Annotated in this window: 13 protein-coding genes and 1 tRNA gene; 3 read left to right on the top strand and 11 right to left on the bottom strand. The window is 72.2% G+C overall.

What is annotated here, in order from left to right:
- Positions 1-130: 130 nt before the first annotated feature.
- The 11 genes from V1258_RS02975 to V1258_RS02925 form a co-directional block, all read right to left on the bottom strand.
- Positions 131-216, bottom strand: a tRNA-Leu gene (locus V1258_RS02975).
- A gap of 91 nt (positions 217-307) precedes the next feature.
- Positions 308-727: a hypothetical protein gene (locus tag V1258_RS02970; protein ID WP_329748288.1), complete on the bottom strand. Its 420-nt coding sequence runs from the start codon at positions 725-727 to the stop codon at positions 308-310.
- Positions 728-869: 142 nt separating this feature from the next.
- On the bottom strand, positions 870-1,832 hold the full coding sequence (locus tag V1258_RS02965) for a shikimate dehydrogenase family protein (RefSeq protein WP_329748287.1): 963 nt from the start codon (positions 1,830-1,832) through the stop codon (positions 870-872).
- Positions 1,814-2,971, bottom strand: a complete 1,158-nt coding sequence (gene mltG, locus V1258_RS02960) for an endolytic transglycosylase MltG (protein ID WP_329748286.1) — start codon at positions 2,969-2,971, stop codon at positions 1,814-1,816. The genes V1258_RS02965 and mltG overlap by 19 nt, the downstream gene beginning before the upstream one ends.
- On the bottom strand, positions 2,968-3,516 hold the full coding sequence (ruvX, locus tag V1258_RS02955) for a Holliday junction resolvase RuvX (protein WP_329748285.1): 549 nt from the start codon (positions 3,514-3,516) through the stop codon (positions 2,968-2,970). The genes mltG and ruvX overlap by 4 nt, the downstream gene beginning before the upstream one ends.
- A complete protein-coding gene (alaS, locus tag V1258_RS02950; protein WP_329748284.1) occupies positions 3,513-6,221 on the bottom strand; it encodes an alanine--tRNA ligase in 2,709 nt (902 codons plus the stop codon). The genes ruvX and alaS overlap by 4 nt, the downstream gene beginning before the upstream one ends.
- A 110-nt stretch (positions 6,222-6,331) precedes the next feature.
- Complete coding sequence (gene rpsD / locus V1258_RS02945; RefSeq protein WP_329746640.1) at positions 6,332-6,958, bottom strand: 30S ribosomal protein S4; 627 nt, start codon at positions 6,956-6,958, stop codon at positions 6,332-6,334.
- Between the two features lie 169 nt (positions 6,959-7,127).
- The gene (locus tag V1258_RS02940; protein WP_329748283.1) at positions 7,128-8,492 is read right to left on the bottom strand and encodes a replication-associated recombination protein A; all 1,365 of its coding nucleotides are present in this window, start codon (positions 8,490-8,492) and stop codon (positions 7,128-7,130) included.
- 57 nt (positions 8,493-8,549) lie between these two features.
- Complete coding sequence (locus tag V1258_RS02935) at positions 8,550-9,683, bottom strand: quinone-dependent dihydroorotate dehydrogenase (RefSeq protein WP_329748282.1); 1,134 nt, start codon at positions 9,681-9,683, stop codon at positions 8,550-8,552.
- The gene (locus V1258_RS02930) at positions 9,680-10,165 is read right to left on the bottom strand and encodes a hypothetical protein (RefSeq protein ID WP_329748281.1); all 486 of its coding nucleotides are present in this window, start codon (positions 10,163-10,165) and stop codon (positions 9,680-9,682) included. Before V1258_RS02930 ends, V1258_RS02935 begins: the two co-directional genes overlap by 4 nt.
- On the bottom strand, positions 10,162-10,524 hold the full coding sequence (locus V1258_RS02925) for a hypothetical protein (protein ID WP_329748280.1): 363 nt from the start codon (positions 10,522-10,524) through the stop codon (positions 10,162-10,164). Before V1258_RS02925 ends, V1258_RS02930 begins: the two co-directional genes overlap by 4 nt.
- Before the next feature lie 89 nt (positions 10,525-10,613).
- Between V1258_RS02925 and V1258_RS02920 the strand changes: the two genes are divergently transcribed.
- The 3 genes from V1258_RS02920 to sucB all read left to right on the top strand — a co-directional run bounded on the left by V1258_RS02920 (position 10,614) and on the right by sucB (position 15,555).
- A complete protein-coding gene (locus tag V1258_RS02920; RefSeq protein ID WP_329748279.1) occupies positions 10,614-12,083 on the top strand; it encodes a leucyl aminopeptidase in 1,470 nt (489 codons plus the stop codon).
- Positions 12,084-12,303: 220 nt separating this feature from the next.
- Entirely contained in the window at positions 12,304-13,707 is a 1,404-nt protein-coding gene (lpdA, locus tag V1258_RS02915) for a dihydrolipoyl dehydrogenase (protein WP_329748278.1), read from the top strand.
- Between the two features lie 24 nt (positions 13,708-13,731).
- Positions 13,732-15,555 carry a 2-oxoglutarate dehydrogenase, E2 component, dihydrolipoamide succinyltransferase gene (sucB, locus tag V1258_RS02910; RefSeq protein ID WP_329748277.1) on the top strand — a complete coding sequence of 608 codons (1,824 nt, stop codon included), beginning with the start codon at positions 13,732-13,734 and terminating at the stop codon, positions 15,553-15,555.
- Positions 15,556-15,675 lie beyond the last annotated feature (120 nt).

Raw genomic sequence — 15,675 nt, 5'->3', positions numbered from 1 at the left:
CGTCGAGGAGCGGCTGACCGCCCCGCCTTCCCCCGGGTCCCGGGACGTGCTCGGGACCGAGCCGCCCTGTCCGCTCCGCCCGGACGACGACGAAGGGCCCCGGTGAGAACCGGGGCCCTTCGTCATACCGTGTCCGAAGGGGGACTTGAACCCCCACGACCTAATACGGTCACTAGCACCTCAAGCTAGCGCGTCTACCAATTCCGCCATCCGGACGAATGGCCGCCGTAGCGACTCGAGAAGATTAGCACGACCCCGGGTCCGTCGACGACCGATCTGGGCTCTGCCAGGCATGACGTGGCCATCATCACGCTGGGGCTGTCACTCGCGATCCGGGCATGACGGCGTGGAGGAGATCCAGGACGAGGGCGATCTGGGACCCCGCCCCCACCCGCGCCGGATCCGCCACGCGCTCGGCGAGGTCCTGCAGCGAGGCGGCGGCGAGGGCCAGCATGGTCGGATCGGGGTCGATGACCCGCTGCGGCTCCCAGGTGCTCAGCTCGGCGAGCACCAGCTCGAGCTCGTCGGCCGAGCCGTGGACGGAGGGGGTCAGCAGGTCGACCCGGGCCCGGGCCGCGAGGGCGGTGCAGCGGCGCAGCAACGGGGTGGACGTCTCGGGGAGGATCGGGAGGGAGGTGGTGTCCGCGGTCGGGATCGGGGTCGCCGGGGAGTCGATCTCCGTGCGCTGGGTCGCCGTCGGCTCCCAGGATCCTCGCCGTGTCTCCATGAGTCACTCCCTCGTGCTCGTCCGATGGCCCTCTGCCCCCGTGGATCCGTCCGACTTTACTATCCCTTGACTGAAGGATTCAAGGGACCATCGACCCTCCGCGACCGCCGTCGCGGCGACGGCCCCGGGACGCTCGCGCGGCTCAGCTCGAGCGGGAGGCGAGCTCGCGGCGAGCGGCCTCGAGCATGGCCCGGACCGGGGCGCGCTGCACCCCGAGCATCGAGCGGACCTGCAGATCCGCTTGATGGGCGAGCATCTCGAGCCCATCGGCGACCTCGCCGCCGAGCGCCCCGACGAGACCGGCGAGGGGTGCCGGCCAGGGGTCGTAGAGGACATCCAGGAAGACGCCCGGCACCGCTCCCGGTGCCGTATCCCGCTGGCCGCCCGTGGTCCAGTCCGCGGCGACGGCCTGCGCCCCGGGGACGGCGAGGGCGCTCACGACGAGGTCCGCGGTGAGCAGCTGCCGGTTGTCCTCCCAGGAGACGCGGCGCACCTGCACGCCATGTCCCGCGGCCAGGACCTCGAGGGGGACGAGCTTCTCGGGGCTGCGGGCGCTGAGCAGGATCTCGCGGGCACCCAGCTCGACGAGCGCCGCGACGGCGCTCAGCGCGGTCGCCCCCGAGCCCAGCACGGCCCCCGTCGGCCCGGCACCGCCCGCGCTCGATGGCGCGACCGCTCCCCGACCGCGGCGGACGGGGGCCCCGTGATCGCGCAACGCGGCGACGATGCCGTGCACGTCATGGTTCTCGGCCCGCCAGGTGCCATCGGGCCGGCGCACGAGGGTGTTGGCGATGCCGAGAGCCGTCGCGGTCGCATCCCGTTCGGCCGCCAGGTCGTGCGCCTCGGGCTTGCCGGGCATGGTGACGCTCAGCCCCTGCAGGTCACGGCCTGGACCGTCGGTGAGGAAGGCCGCGAGCTCGCCCGCACCGACCTCGTGGCGCACGTACTCGGCATCGGTGACGCCGAGCTCCGCGTAGGCGGTGCGGTGCAGCACCGGGGAGAGCGAGTGGTCCACGGGCGAGCCGATCACGGCGAAGCGTCGCCGCGGGAGCGCCTGCCCGATCGCAGGCTCGGGCTCGGCCGACATCACTTCGACTGCGCCCATTCCTGCCAGTCCGCGACGTTCTGCTCGTGCTCGGCCCAGGTCTCCGCGAAGCGCGTCTCGCCTGTGTCGGTGTTGACCGTGACGAAGTAGAGCCAGTCCCCCGCGGGCGGGGACACCGCTGCGTCGAGGGCCGGTCCCCCGGGGGCGGCGATCGGACCGGGCGGCAGACCGGCGTACTTGTACGTGTTGTACGGGGAGTCGATGGCGCGCTCGGCATTGGTGGTGGCCACCGCCGAGTTCTTCCCGGCCACGTAGTGCACGGTCGAGTCGAACTGCAGCGGCATGGGCGTTCCGCCGGCTTCCCCGGCACCCTCGAGGCGGTTGAGGATGACGCGGACGACCTTCCCGTAGTCCTCCTCCTTGTTCGCTTCGAGCTCGGCGAGAGAGGCGAGGGTGAGCGTGCGATGCCAGTCGGCCTCGGCGATGCCGCGGTCCGTCAGCTGCTTCTCCATGCGGTCCCACATCATCTGGATCACCTGCTCGGCGGTGGCGTCCTCGGGGATGTCGTAGCGGCCCGGCCAGAGGTAGCCCTCGAGGGTCCCGGCGGAGTTCTCCGGGATGCCGTAGGCGGTGTAGTCGACCGCCGCGGCCTCGAAGTCCTCGACGGGGATGCCGGAGGCCTCGGAGAGCAGCGGCCAGATCTGGGTGAGCCGCAGCCCCTCCGGGATGATCACGCGGTGGCCTGCGAGGTTCGCCGGATCCAGGAGCGCGTTGAGCGCATCGGCCGAGGACATCTCCAGCTTGAGCCGGTAGACGCCCGGCTCGATGCCGGCGGCGTCCGGGGTCGAGGTGAAGAGGTTGATGAAGGGACCGCTCGACTTGATGACGCCCGCCTCGACGAGGGTCCCGGCGATGTCCGTGCCGGTGTCGCCCTCGGCGACCTCCACGATCGCCTCGCCGGAGCCGGGGCCCGGGAAGTCCGTCTCCTCCGCCTCCATGGAGACGTTGGAGGTGACCCAGCGGTAGCCGGTGTAGCCGCCCCAGCCGATGCCGACGACGACGGCGATCACCAGCAGTGCCGGGAGCACGGTGCGCAGGAAGCCCGCGCGGCGACGTGTGGCGCGGCGCCGTCCCCGGCCGCTGCCGGATCCGTGCTGCTCCTCGGCGAGCTCCTCGAAGCTCGAGTCCTCGTCGTTCATCCCGCTTCCTCCTGTCCCACGGGGCCGGCGTCGCCCGGGAGGTCGGTGTCGACCTCGACGAGCTCCCCGGCGCGCGCCCCGGTCGACCGTTCGATGTCCAGCGCCTGCTGGAGGATCATCACGGCGGCGACCTGGTCGACGACCTGGCGGTGCTTGCGTCCCTTCCGCCCGGAGGCGTGCAGGGCCTGGTGCGCCGAGACGGTGGTGAGACGCTCGTCGAGCATCCTCACCTCCACGTCCCGATCGCTCCGGTCGAGCTGTGCGGCGAGCCGTTCGGCGAAATCGCGCGCCTTCCTCGCCGCTGCGCCCTCGCTGCCATCCAGGGAGCGCGGGAGCCCGACCATGATGACACGGGCCTCGGCCTCGACGGCCTCGGTGAGGACCCGTGTCACCGCGGTGTCACGGGGGGCGGTCTCGACGGGCGTGGCGATCAGTCCGTCGAGGTCGCTGCGGGCGATGCCCACGCGGACGTCGCCGACGTCCACGCCGAGGCGGACCCCCCGGGGCAGGCCCGCGGGGGCGTCCGAGCCGGGAGCGCCGCTCATGCGCCCGCGGTCGCCTCGATCGCGGCGCGCACCGCGGCCAGGGCCTCGCCGATCCGCGCGGGCTCGCCGCCGCCGCCCTGAGCCATGTCCGGCTTGCCGCCGCCGCGTCCACCCATCGCCTCGGCGCCGCCCTTCAGCAGGTCACCCGCCTTGAGGCCGAGCTCCCGGGCGCCCGCGCTGGTCGCGATGACGAGCGCGGCGCGGCCGTCCTCGTGGCCGGCGACCGCGACGACGACGGGCGAGTCCTCGCCGAGGCGGGCTCGCAGGTCGAGCGCGAGGGTGCGCAGATCGCCTGCGGCGATCCCCTCCCCGGCATCGTGCGCGAGCAGACGCACGCCGGAGACCTCGGTCGCGCCCTCGACGAGACGACCGGCCTCGGCCTGGAGCTGCTGGCCGCGGAGCGCGGCGAGCTGCTTCTCCAAGTCCTTCATCCGCTGCGTGAGCGAGCGGACCCGCTCGGGGATCTCGTCGCTGCTGCCGACCTTGAGGATCTCGCTCAGCTGGGAGACCAGCGCGCGCTCCTTCGCCTGATGGCGGTAGGCCGAGAGTCCGACGAGGGCGTCGACGCGGCGCACGCCGGAGCCGATCGAGGCCTCGCCCATGAGCTGCACGGAGCCGATCGCGCCGGTGCTGGCGACGTGGGTGCCGCCGCACAGCTCGCGCGACCAGTCCCCGCCGATCGAGACCATACGGACCACGTCGCCGTACTTCTCGCCGAAGAGCGCCTGCGCGCCGGCCGCCTTCGCCGCGTCGAGGGACATCTGCTGGTCGGTGACCTCCAGCTCCTCCTGCAGCAGCGTGTTGACGCGCCCCTCGATCTGGCTCAGCACGGAGGCGGGGACCGCGTGGCCGTACCGGAAGTCGAAGCGCATCCGGCCCGGGGAGTTCTCGGACCCCGCCTGCGTGGCGCCGTGGCCGAGCTCCTCGCGGAGGGCCTCGTGGACCATGTGGGTCGCGGTGTGGGCGCGGGCGATCGCCCCGCGACGCTCACGGTCGATGGTCGCGAGGGCGGAGGCGCCCGCGGCGATCTCGCCCTCGACGAGACGGCCGCGGTGCACGATCAGACCCTTGACCGGCTTCTGCACGTCATCGACCTCGACGAGGCCGCCGCCGGTCAGCGCGATGCTGCCCTGGTCCGCGAGCTGACCGCCGGACTCGGCGTAGAACGGGGTCGCCGCGAGAACGATCTCGACCTGCGCCGGTGCCTGCACGGAGTTCACGAGCGCGCCGTCGACCAGCACGGACTCGACGGTCGTCGCGACGGTGTCCTCGGTGTAGCCGAGGAAGGGCACCTCGCCGCCGCGCTCACCCAGGAGCCGGTTGTAGATCGCGGTGTCGGTGTGGCCGGTCTTCTTCGCCGCTGCATCGGCGCGGGCGCGCTCACGCTGCTCCTGCATCGCGGAGCGGAACGCCTCGGCGTCGACCTGGAGGCCCACCTCCGCCGCCATCTCCATCGTGAGGTCGATCGGGAAGCCGTAGGTGTCGTGGAGCTTGAACGCCTCGTCACCGGGGAGCACCCGCCCGCCATCGGCCGAGGCCGCCTTCGCGACCTGGTCGAAGAGCGCGGTGCCGGTCTCGAGGGTGCGGCGGAAGGTCTCCTCCTCCGCGTAGACGATCTCGGCGATGCGCGGGAAGTCCGCCTCGAGCTCCGGATAGGACTCGGCCATGAGGTCCTTGGAGATAGGCAGCAGGTGCGGCATGGCGGGCTCCGCGTAGCCGAGCAGGCGCAGGGAGCGCACCGCGCGGCGGATCAGGCGGCGCAGCACGTAGCCGCGGCCCTCGTTGCCGGGCCGCACGCCGTCGCCGACGAGCATCAGGGCGCTACGCACGTGGTCGCCGATGATCCGTAGGCGGACGTCGTCCTCCTCGTCGTCGCCGTAGCGGCGGCCGGAGAGCTCCTGCGCCTTCTCGATGACCGGGAAGATCTGGTCGATCTCGTACATGTTCTGCTTGCCCTGCAGCAGGTAGGCGAGTCGCTCGACGCCGAGACCGGTGTCGATCGCCTTCTGGTCGAGCTCGCCGACGAGCTCGTAGTCCTTGCCGCTGCCCGGACCGCGCAGGAACTGGTCGAAGACGAGGTTCCAGATCTCGAGGTAGCGATCCTCGGCGCGCTCGTCCCCGGGCCACTGCGGGAGGGTCCCGGTGGGCGCGTCGGGACCGTACTCGGGGCCGCGGTCGTAGTACCACTCACCGGTGGAGCCGGCGGGTCCGGGCTGCCCGGTGTCCCAGCAGCTCTCCTCCCAGGGGAGGCGCACGATGCGCGCCGGGTCCAGGCCGATCACCGAGGTGAGGTGCTCGTAGGACTCCGCGTCCTCCTCCCACAGCGTGATCCAGAGGCGCTCGGGCTCGAGGCCGAATCCTCCGTCCTCGACGGAGGAGGTCAGCAGCTCCCAGGAGAAGTCGATGGCGCCGCGCTTGAAGTAGTCCCCGAAGGAGAAGTTGCCGGCCATCTGGAAGAAGGTGCCGTGGCGGGTGGTGCGGCCGACGTTCTCGATGTCGTTGGTGCGGATGCACTTCTGCACGCTGACGGCGCGGTCGTAGGGCGCCTTCTCGGTCCCGACGATGTAGGGGATGAAGGGGACCATGCCGGCGATCGTGAAGAGGATCGACGGATCGCTCGAGACCAGCGAGGCACTGGGCACGACCTCGTGCGCCTTCTTCTCGAAGTGGGCGAGGTAGCGCCGATGGATCTCAGAGGTGCGCATGGTCGGTGGGGGTCCTTCCGGGACTGCGGTGGACGGAGGGGGACACGAAGGCCCCGGTCAGGGTACCGGAGTACACCTGCCGGGGCCGTTCGCGACGCGTGAGGCGGAGGTCAGCGCGCGTAGTACTCGACGACCATCTGGACGTCGCAGGTCACGGGGACCTCGGAGCGCTTGGGGCGCGAGACCAGCTGGGACTTCAGCTCGGCGAGCTCGACCGACAGGTAGGACGGGACCTGGGCGAGGACGTCGGAGTTGCCGCCCTCGGCCGCGATCTGGAAGGGCTCCATCGCCTGGGACTTGGGCTTGATCTGGATGGTCTGGCCCGGCTTCACGCGGAAGGAGGGACGGTCCACCAGCTTGCCGTCGACCAGGACGTGACGGTGCACGACGGCCTGGCGGGCCTGGAGGATGGTGCGGGCAAAGCCGGAGCGCAGCACGAGCGCGTCGAGGCGCATCTCGAGCAGCTCGACCATCGACTCACCGGTCAGGCCGGACTCCTTCTTGGCGTCCAGGTAGGAGCGGTGCATCTGCTTCTCGCGCAGGGCGTACTGGGCGCGGAGACGCTGCTTCTCGCGCAGACGGACCGCGTAGTCGGACTCGGTCCGACGACGGGCGCGGCCGTGCTCGCCCGGGGGGTACGGGCGCTTCTCGAAGTACTTGACCGACTTCGGGGTCAGGGGGAGCCCGAGGGCTCGGGACAGGCGCGCCTGACGACGCGCGCGGGTGACGTTGGTCACGAGGTCTACCTCTTATCGCGTGTGGTGAATCCAGTCTTGCAGCCGCGGATTCAACGACCAACACTAGCGCAGGGCCCTGCGCTGCTCAACGGTTCGCGGCGCAGGTCGCGCGCGGATTCCTGTGGAGTCGCCCACAGGGCGGCGATGCTCTCGCCGCCCTGGACCCGCCTCATCCGCCGCGCAGGATGCGCCGCAGCGCCTCGACGCGCCGGGCGGTCTGCGCCTCCTGGCCGTGTCCGGTGGGCTCGTAGTAGTCGGTCCCCACCAGGTCGTCCGGCGGGTACTGCTGGGCGACCACCCCGTGCGGGAAGTCGTGGGCGTAGCGGTACTCGACGCCGTGCCCCAGGGACTTTGCCCCGGAGTAGTGGGCGTCGCGCAGGTGCGCGGGGACGCCCTGGCCGCGCCCGGCGCGCACGTCGGCGATCGCGGCGTCGAGCGCCCGGTAGGAGGCGTTGGACTTGGGGGCGGTGGCGATGTGCACCACCGCCTGCGCGAGCGGGATCCGCCCCTCGGGCATGCCCAGCAGCTGCACGGCCTGCATGGCCGCGACCGCGACCTGCAGCGCCGTCGGGTCCGCCATGCCCACCTCCTCGCTCGCGGCGATCACGACGCGCCGGGCGATGAAGCGCGGGTCCTCGCCCGCTTCGATCATGCGGGCGAGGTAGTGCAGCGCGGCGTCGGCGTCGCTGCCCCGCATGGACTTGATGAAGGCGCTCGTGACGTCGTAGTGCTGGTCGCCGGCACGGTCGTAGCGCAGCGCCGCCCGATTGACGGCCTGCGCGAGCGTCGCGGCGTCGATCTCCTTCGACTCCTTCATCAGCGCGGCGGCCGCCGCGGCCTCGAGCGAGGTGAGGATCTTGCGGGCGTCGCCCCCGCCGAGCCGCAGCAGCGCCTCCCGGGCGTCGTCGGCGAGCGTGACGGCGCCGCCGAGCCCGCGGTCCTCGGTGAGGGCCCGGTCGATCAGCGTGTCGAGATCGGCGCGGTCCAGCGACTCGAGGGTGAGGACGATCGAGCGCGACAGCAACGGGGAGATGACCGAGAAATGCGGGTTCTCGGTGGTCGCGGCGATCAGCGTCACCCAGCGGTTCTCGACGCTGGGCAGGAGGGCGTCCTGCTGGGACTTCGAGAAGCGGTGCACCTCGTCGACGAAGAGCACCGTCTCCTTCCCGATCGTCCGCAGCCTCGACCGGGCCTGGTCGACGACGTCGCGGATGTCCTTGACCCCGGCGAGCACGGCGGAGACCTCGACGAACTCCCGGTCGCCGGACTGCGCGACGACGTAGGCGAGGGTGGTCTTGCCGGTCCCGGGCGGACCCCAGAGGATCACCGAGGACGGGGCTGTGCGGGAGTCGTCGGCCGCGACGAGCCGGCGCAGCGGGCTGCCGGGCTCGAGCGCGGCGTGCTGCCCGACGATCTCCTCGAGCCGGCGCGGCCGCATCCGCACCGCGAGCGGGGCGCGGTGGTCGTGGTTGCGGTCCGACAGGGTGCGCGGCGCCGGGGCGTCGTGCGACACCGAGAACAGGTCCTCCTCCATGTCCCTCAGACTATGCCGCGGGGCGGACGGCAGGGCAATGCGCCCCGGCCGGGGAGGTCAGCCCCACGGATCCGCGCCGAGCTCGCGGACGATCCTGCCGGCCCAGCCGGGACCGCGGTAGATCAGCGCGGTGTAGCCCTGGACCAGGTCGGCGCCGGCCTCGAGCCGGGCGCGGAGATCGGCCGCGGTGGTGACGCCGCCGCAGCTGATGATCACCGCCTCCTCGGGCAGCTCGCGGCGCAGCAGGCGGAGCATCTCGAGGGAGCGCTCGGCGAGGATCGGGCCGGAGAGCCCGCCGGCACCGATGCTATGCACCCGGTCCGCGTCGGTGAGCAGGGACTCGGGTCGCGCGATCGTGGTGTTCGCGGCGATCACCCCGGCGAGGCCGACCTCGGTCGCGAGGCGGGCGACGGCGAGGACGTCGTCGTCGTGGAGGTCGGGAGCGATCTTGACCAGCACCGGGACCTCGCGGCGCAGGCGTCGGGCGGCGGCCCGCGCCTCCTCGAGGACCGCCTCGAGGATGGGGCGCAGGGCCTCGGTGGTCTGCAGGTCCCGCAGGCCCGGGGTGTTGGGGCTGGAGACGTTGATCGCGAGATAGGTGGCGTACGGCGCGAGCAGACGGGCGGAGAAGCGGTAGTCCTCCGCGGCGTCCTCGAGCGCGGTGACCTTGGACTTGCCGATGTTCACGCCGATGACCGCGCGCTGGCCCCGTTCGGTGCGGCGGGCCGCGGCGAGGTTCCGGGCGAGCTCCTGGGCGCCGTGGTTGTTGAAGCCCATGCGGTTGATCAGGGCCTGGTCGGCCAGGAGCCGGAAGGCACGGGGCGCGGGGTTGCCGGGCTGGGCCTGGGCCGTGACGGTCCCGACCTCCACGTGGCCGAAGCCGAGGTCGAGCAGGGCGAGGGGCACCTCGCCGTCCTTGTCGAAGCCGGCCGCCATCCCCAGCGGGGAGCGGTGCTCGGCACCGAGCACGGTGCGGGCGGGCCGACGGTCGCGGAGCGGGTGCGGGGTGCCGAAGACGGTGCGGAGAAGGGCCGGACCGCCGGGCACGGCGTGGGCCAGACGGAGCGCGCGCACGGTCAGCCGGTGGGCCTGCTCGGCGTCGAGCCGGGTGAGGACGTGGCGGAAGAGCGCGGCGTAGGCGCCGCGGGGGGCGTCGTCGGTGGAGGGCACGGCCTTACGGTACGTGCTCATGCGGCGGCGATCGGGGTCGCACGTCCCGCCCGGCGGGTCAGGAGCACGTAGACCAGGGCGATCAGCGGCAGCGCGAGCGGCACGAAACCGTAGCCCTGCCCGTAGTGGGTCCAGACCGTCGCATCGGCGAACAGTCCCGGCAGAGCGTAGGTGAGGGTGCCGACGAGCAGCACGCCGGCCAGCTCGACGAGGCACAGTCCCAGCACGACCGGGGAACGGCGGCCGCCGCGGATCAGCGCGACGGTCACCGCGATGTAGGTGAGCGCGGCGGCGAGGGAGAGCAGGTAGGCGAGCGGGGCCTGCTCGAAGCCGCGCAGGATCTGCACCAGGCTGCGCGCCGTCGCCGAGAGGGCGAACAGGGCGTAGACCATGATCAGGACGACCTCGAACCCGCGGGAGGCACGGGTCGGAGCGGCCGCGGGACGCTCCCCGTCGGCCGGGGTCCCGGCCCCGTCCTCGAGCACTGCGTCGTCCTGGGTCATGCGAAGCCTCCCGGCCAGATCTGGTGGAGCCGCAGCAGCAGCACGAGCGAGGTCGCGGCCACCACGGCGATGACGAGGCTGCCCCAGCGGGACCGCTCCCAGAGCGAGACCCAGCCGCCCCCGATCACCATCGCGATCGCGGTCAGCAGGTAGCCGTAGAGGGTGATCGGATCCTCGGGGGTGCCGCCGGCCAGGTCCCGCACCAGCAGGGCGGCCCCGAGCACGATCCACAGCAGAGCGGTGAGGGCGCAGGCTCCGAGCAGGACCAGGTCGGTGCGGAGATCGCGGACCGCGTAATAGAGACCCAGCAGGGCGGTGAGGCCGCCGACGACGCTCACCACGATGCCCAACGCCGCCATGGGTGCCGTCCGTCCTCTCGGGCGCCGACCTCGCGTCGGGCGCTGTGACCGCCCGGTACGGGATGCCCGAGCGCCCCTACGATAGATCCATGCCCACACTGACTGCTGCGAACACCGCCCTGACCGACGTCGACGTCGACGTCCTGATCCTCCCGCTGGTCCCCGGCTCCGACGGCGCCCCGTCGACCGTGCCCGGCGCCGCCGACATCTCCTCGGCCATCGCGAGCCTCGACCCCTCCGCGGCGCGCGGGGACGTGCACCGCATCCCCTCCTACACCTTCGCCTCCGCGGGCTCGCTGCTCCTCGTCGGGCTCGGCGAGGCCGATCTCGCGGAGCTCTCCGCGGAGGACCTCCGCCTCGCGTACGGCGCCGCCGCCCGCTCGCTGGTCGGCGTCGAGCGCGCCGCGGTCGCCCTGCCCGGAGGGTCCCCCGAGCAGCTCGCCGCCGCCCTCGAGGGCGCCGCCCTCGGCGCCTACACCTTCACCGCCTTCAAGTCGGGCACCGCGGGGTCCGCCCCGGACGGCGCCCTGGCCGAGATCGTCCTGCTCGCCGATGACACCGCCGCGGCGGAGTCCGCGATCGCCCGTGCCGAGGTTCTCGCCGACATCGTCACGGTCACCCGGGACCTGGTGAACACCCCACCGAACCTGCTCTACCCGGCGGAGTTCGCCCGCCGCGCCGAGGAGCTCGCCGCGGGCCTCCCCCTCGAGGTCACCGTGCTCGACGAGCAGCAGCTCGCCGAGGGCGGCTACGGCGGCATCGTCGGCGTCGGCCAGGGCTCGGCCCGCCCGCCGCGGCTCGTGCGCCTCGCCTACTCCCCCGAGGGCGCGACCGCCTCGGTCGCCCTGGTCGGCAAGGGCATCACCTTCGACACAGGCGGCATCTCGCTGAAGCCCGGCGCGGGGATGGACGAGATGACCTCGGACATGACCGGGGCCGCGACGGTGCTCGCTGCGACCCTGGGCGCGGCCCGCCTGGGCCTGCCCATCACCGTGACCACCTATCTCGCCCTCGCCGAGAACATGCCCGGCGGCGGCGCCCAGCGCCCCGGCGACGTGGTCACCATGCGCAACGGCACGACCGTCGAGGTGCTCAACACCGACGCCGAGGGCCGCATGGTCATGGCCGACGCGCTCGTGGACGCCGTCGCCGACGAGCCGGACCTGGTGATGGACGTCGCGACCCTCACCGGTGCCGCGATGGTGGCGCTCGGCAAGCGCACCGCGGCCGTCATGGGCACCGACGCCGGCCGCGAGAGCGTGCTGAGCGCCGCGGAGACCGCCGGCGAGCCGTTCTGGCCCCTGCCTTTCCCCGCGGAGCTGCGCGCCGACCTGACCGGTCGCGTCGCGGACCTGCGCAACATCGGGGAGCGCTGGGGCGGCGCCCTGTCGGCAGGGATCTTCCTGTCCGAGTTCGTGGGCGAGACCGAGTGGGCGCACCTGGACATCGCCGGTCCGGCCTTCGCCTCCGCGCCGCTGGGATACATGGGCAAGGGCGCGACGGGTATGAGCGTCCGCACCGTGCTGCAGGTCCTCGAGGACCGCGCCGCCGCGCGCTGAGCCGGCTCCCGGCTCCGTCGGATGCCGACGGAGCCGGGAGGACCAGACCGGGGTCCACCGGTCAGCCGGTGTGATCCGCTCCTCGTCACGGGGCCGAGAGTCCACGTCAGCGGGCCGACGGGTGCCGCCCCGTGCCCTAGCATGGGTCACGCAGGCGGCGCCGTCGGCCATCCGGGTGGATGCGCGCCGGGTAGACACCCATACACCGAGGAGCACACAGGTGGCGGATACAACCACTGACCAGTACGACGTCGTGATCCTGGGCGGTGGCAGCGGCGGCTATGCGGCTGCGCTGCGCGGAGCCCAGCTCGGCCAGAAGATCGCGCTCGTGGAGAAGGACAAGCTCGGTGGCACCTGCCTGCACCGCGGTTGCGTTCCCACCAAGGCGCTCCTCCACGTCGGCGAGGTCGCCGACGCCCCCTCCGAGGGCAAGGAGCTCGGTCTCGACATCTCCCTGAACAGCATCGACGTCACGAAGATGCTGGACTTCAAGGACAAGATCATCGGCCGCCTGTACAAGGGCCTGCAGGGCCTCGTGAAGTCCCGCAAGGTCGAGTACGTCGAGGGCTTCGGCCGCCTCACCGGCAAGAACACCGTCGAGGTCGAGACCGCCGAGGGCACGCGCACCCTGACCGGCAAGAACATCATCCTGGCCTCCGGCTCCTTCTCGAAGTCGATCCCCGGCATCGACCTGGGCGGCCGCTTCCTCGACTCCGAGGCCGCGCTGCAGCTCCCCGAGATCCCGAAGAACCCGATCATCCTGGGCGGCGGCGTCATCGGCGTCGAGTTCGCCTCGGTGTGGAAGTCCCTGGGCGCCGAGTCGGTGACGATCATCGAGGGTCTCCCCCACCTGGTCGCGAACGAGGACGAGTCCCTCTCCAAGGCTCTCGAGCGCGCCTTCAAGAAGCGCGGCATCGCGTTCTCCCTCGGCGTCTTCACCGAGAAGGCCGAGCAGGATGAGACCGGCGTCAAGGTCACCCTCGCGAACGGCAAGGTCTACGAGGGCGACTACCTGCTCGTGGCCGTCGGCCGCGGCCCGAACACCCAGGGCCTCGGCTACGAGGAGCAGGGCATCGAGATGGATCGCGGCTTCGTGCTCGCGAACAAGGAGACCCTCGAGACCAACGTGCCCGGCATCTACGCCGTCGGCGACATCGTCCCCGGCCTGCAGCTCGCGCACCGCGGCTTCGCCCAGGGCATCTTCGTCGCCGAGCGCATCGCCGGCCAGAGCCCCGCGCCGATCGTCGAGTCCGGCATCGCCCGCATCACCTACTGCGAGCCGCAGCTCGGCTCCGTCGGCCTCACCGAGAAGCAGGCCAAGGAGCAGTACGGCGAGGACGGCGTCGAGTCCTACGAGTACAACCTGGGCGGCAACGGCAAGTCCCAGATCCTCGGCACCACCGGCTTCATCAAGCTGGTCCGCGAGAAGGGCGGCGCGATCGTCGGCGTCCACATGATCGGCTCGCGCATGTCCGAGCTCATGGGCGAGGCCCAGCTCATCGTCAACTGGGAGGCCTACCCGGAGGACGTCGCGTCCCTCATCCACGCCCACCCGACGCAGCACGAGGCCATGGGCGAGGCCGCGCTGGCGCTCGCCGGCAAGCCGCTGCACGCCCACGCCTGAGACCACCCCCCGAGGAGAACCACCATGTCCGAAACCGTGAAGATGCCGGCCCTCGGCGAGTCCGTCACCGAGGGCACCGTCACCCGCTGGCTGAAGTCCGTCGGCGATACCGTCGAGGTCGACGAGCCGCTGCTCGAGGTCTCGACCGACAAGGTCGACACCGAGATCCCCTCGCCCGTCGCGGGCACCATCGAGCAGATCCTGGTCCAGGAGGACGAGGACGCCGAGGTCGGCGCCGACCTGGTCGTGATCGGCGACGGCTCCGGCTCCGCCGCGCCCGACGCCGGTGACTCCGGTGCCGCCGCCGAGGAGCCCGCCGCGGAGCAGCCCGCTCCCGCCGGTGAGGATCTGGCCTCCGACGAGACCACCGCCCCCTCGACCGAGACCCCCGTCGCCGAGGAGAAGCCCGCCGCCGAGGAGGCACCGGCCGCCGGTGGCTCCGGCGAGGGCCAGGAGGTGACGATGCCCGCGCTCGGCGAGTCCGTCACCGAGGGCACCGTCACCCGCTGGCTCAAGGCCGTCGGCGACACCGTCGAGGTCGACGAGCCCCTGCTCGAGGTCTCGACCGACAAGGTCGACACCGAGATCCCCTCCCCGGTCGCGGGCACCCTGCTCTCGATCGCGGTGCAGGAGGACGAGGACGCCGAGGTCGGCGCCGTGCTCGCCGTCATCGGTGATGCCTCAGGCGCCTCGGCCCCGGCGGAGCCCGCCGCCCCCGCCCCGGCCGAGGAGAAGGCTGCTCCGGCGCCCGCTCCCGAGGAGAAGGCCGCTGCCGAGGAGAAGCCGGCCGCTGCGGAGGAGAAGCCCACCGCCGCTCCCGAGCCGGCTCCGGCTGCTGAGGCCGCTCCGGCTCCGGCTGCTGCTCCCGCGGCTCCCGCCCCGAAGGCCGACGAGGCCGTCTCGGGTGCGGAGTCCTCCGGCTATGTGACCCCGCTGGTGCGGAAGATGGCGGCCGAGGCCGGCGTCGACCTGTCCTCCGTCGCCGGCACCGGCCTCGGCGGTCGCATCCGCAAGCAGGACGTGCAGAAGGCGATCGAGGAGCAGAAGGCTGCGGCCTCCGCTCCCGCCGCCGCTGCCGCTCCGGCCGCGGACTCCGCACCGAAGGCCGCTCCGGCGGTGAACGTCTCCTCCAAGCGCGGCACCGAGGAGAAGATGCCCCGCATCCGCAAGGTCATCGGCCAGCGGATGATGGAGTCGCTGCAGGGCATGGCCCAGCTGACCACCGCGGTCGAGGTCGACCTGACCCGTGTGGCGAAGCTCCGCGCCCGGGCGAAGGACGACTTCGCCGCCCGTGAGGGTGCGAAGCTGACCTTCCTGCCGTTCCTGATGATGGCCGCGATCGAGGGTCTGAAGACCTACCCGCAGCTGAACTCCACCATCGATGGCGACAAGATCGTCTACCACGGCTCGGAGAACATCGGCATGGCGGCGGACACCGAGCGCGGTCTCGTGGTCCCGGTCATCAAGAACGCCGGCGACCTGAATCTGGCGGGCCTCGCGCGCCAGATCGGCGATCTCGGCGGCCGCGCCAAGTCGAACAAGCTCGTCCCCGACGACCTGGCCGGCGCGACCTTCACCATCACCAACACCGGCTCGGGCGGTGCCCTCTGGGACACCCCGATCGTGCCCGCTCCGCAGGTGGGCATCCTCGGCACCGGCACCATCACCAAGCGTCCGGTGGTCGTGCAGAACGCCGAGGGCGATGACACCATCGCGATCCGCTCGATGATGTACCTGTTCCTCTCCTACGACCACCGCATGGTCGACGGCGGCGACGCCGCCCGCTTCCTCACCTTCATGAAGAAGCGGCTCGAGGAAGGCGCGTTCGAGGGCGAGCTCGGTCTCTGACCTCCCCTCTCCGCGGAAGACCAGCGACTCCGCGACCGGGACGGGCCCGGCACCTTCGGGTGCCGGGACCCCCCCTCGCTCCCGGGATTGTCCGCGTCACGCCTCGCGCTCGCGCCCCCC

The sequence above is a fragment of the Brachybacterium sp. J153 genome (genome assembly GCF_036311905.1).
Classification (GTDB): Bacteria; Actinomycetota; Actinomycetes; order Actinomycetales; family Dermabacteraceae; genus Brachybacterium.
This window is presented reverse-complemented; position numbering and strand designations above follow the sequence as displayed.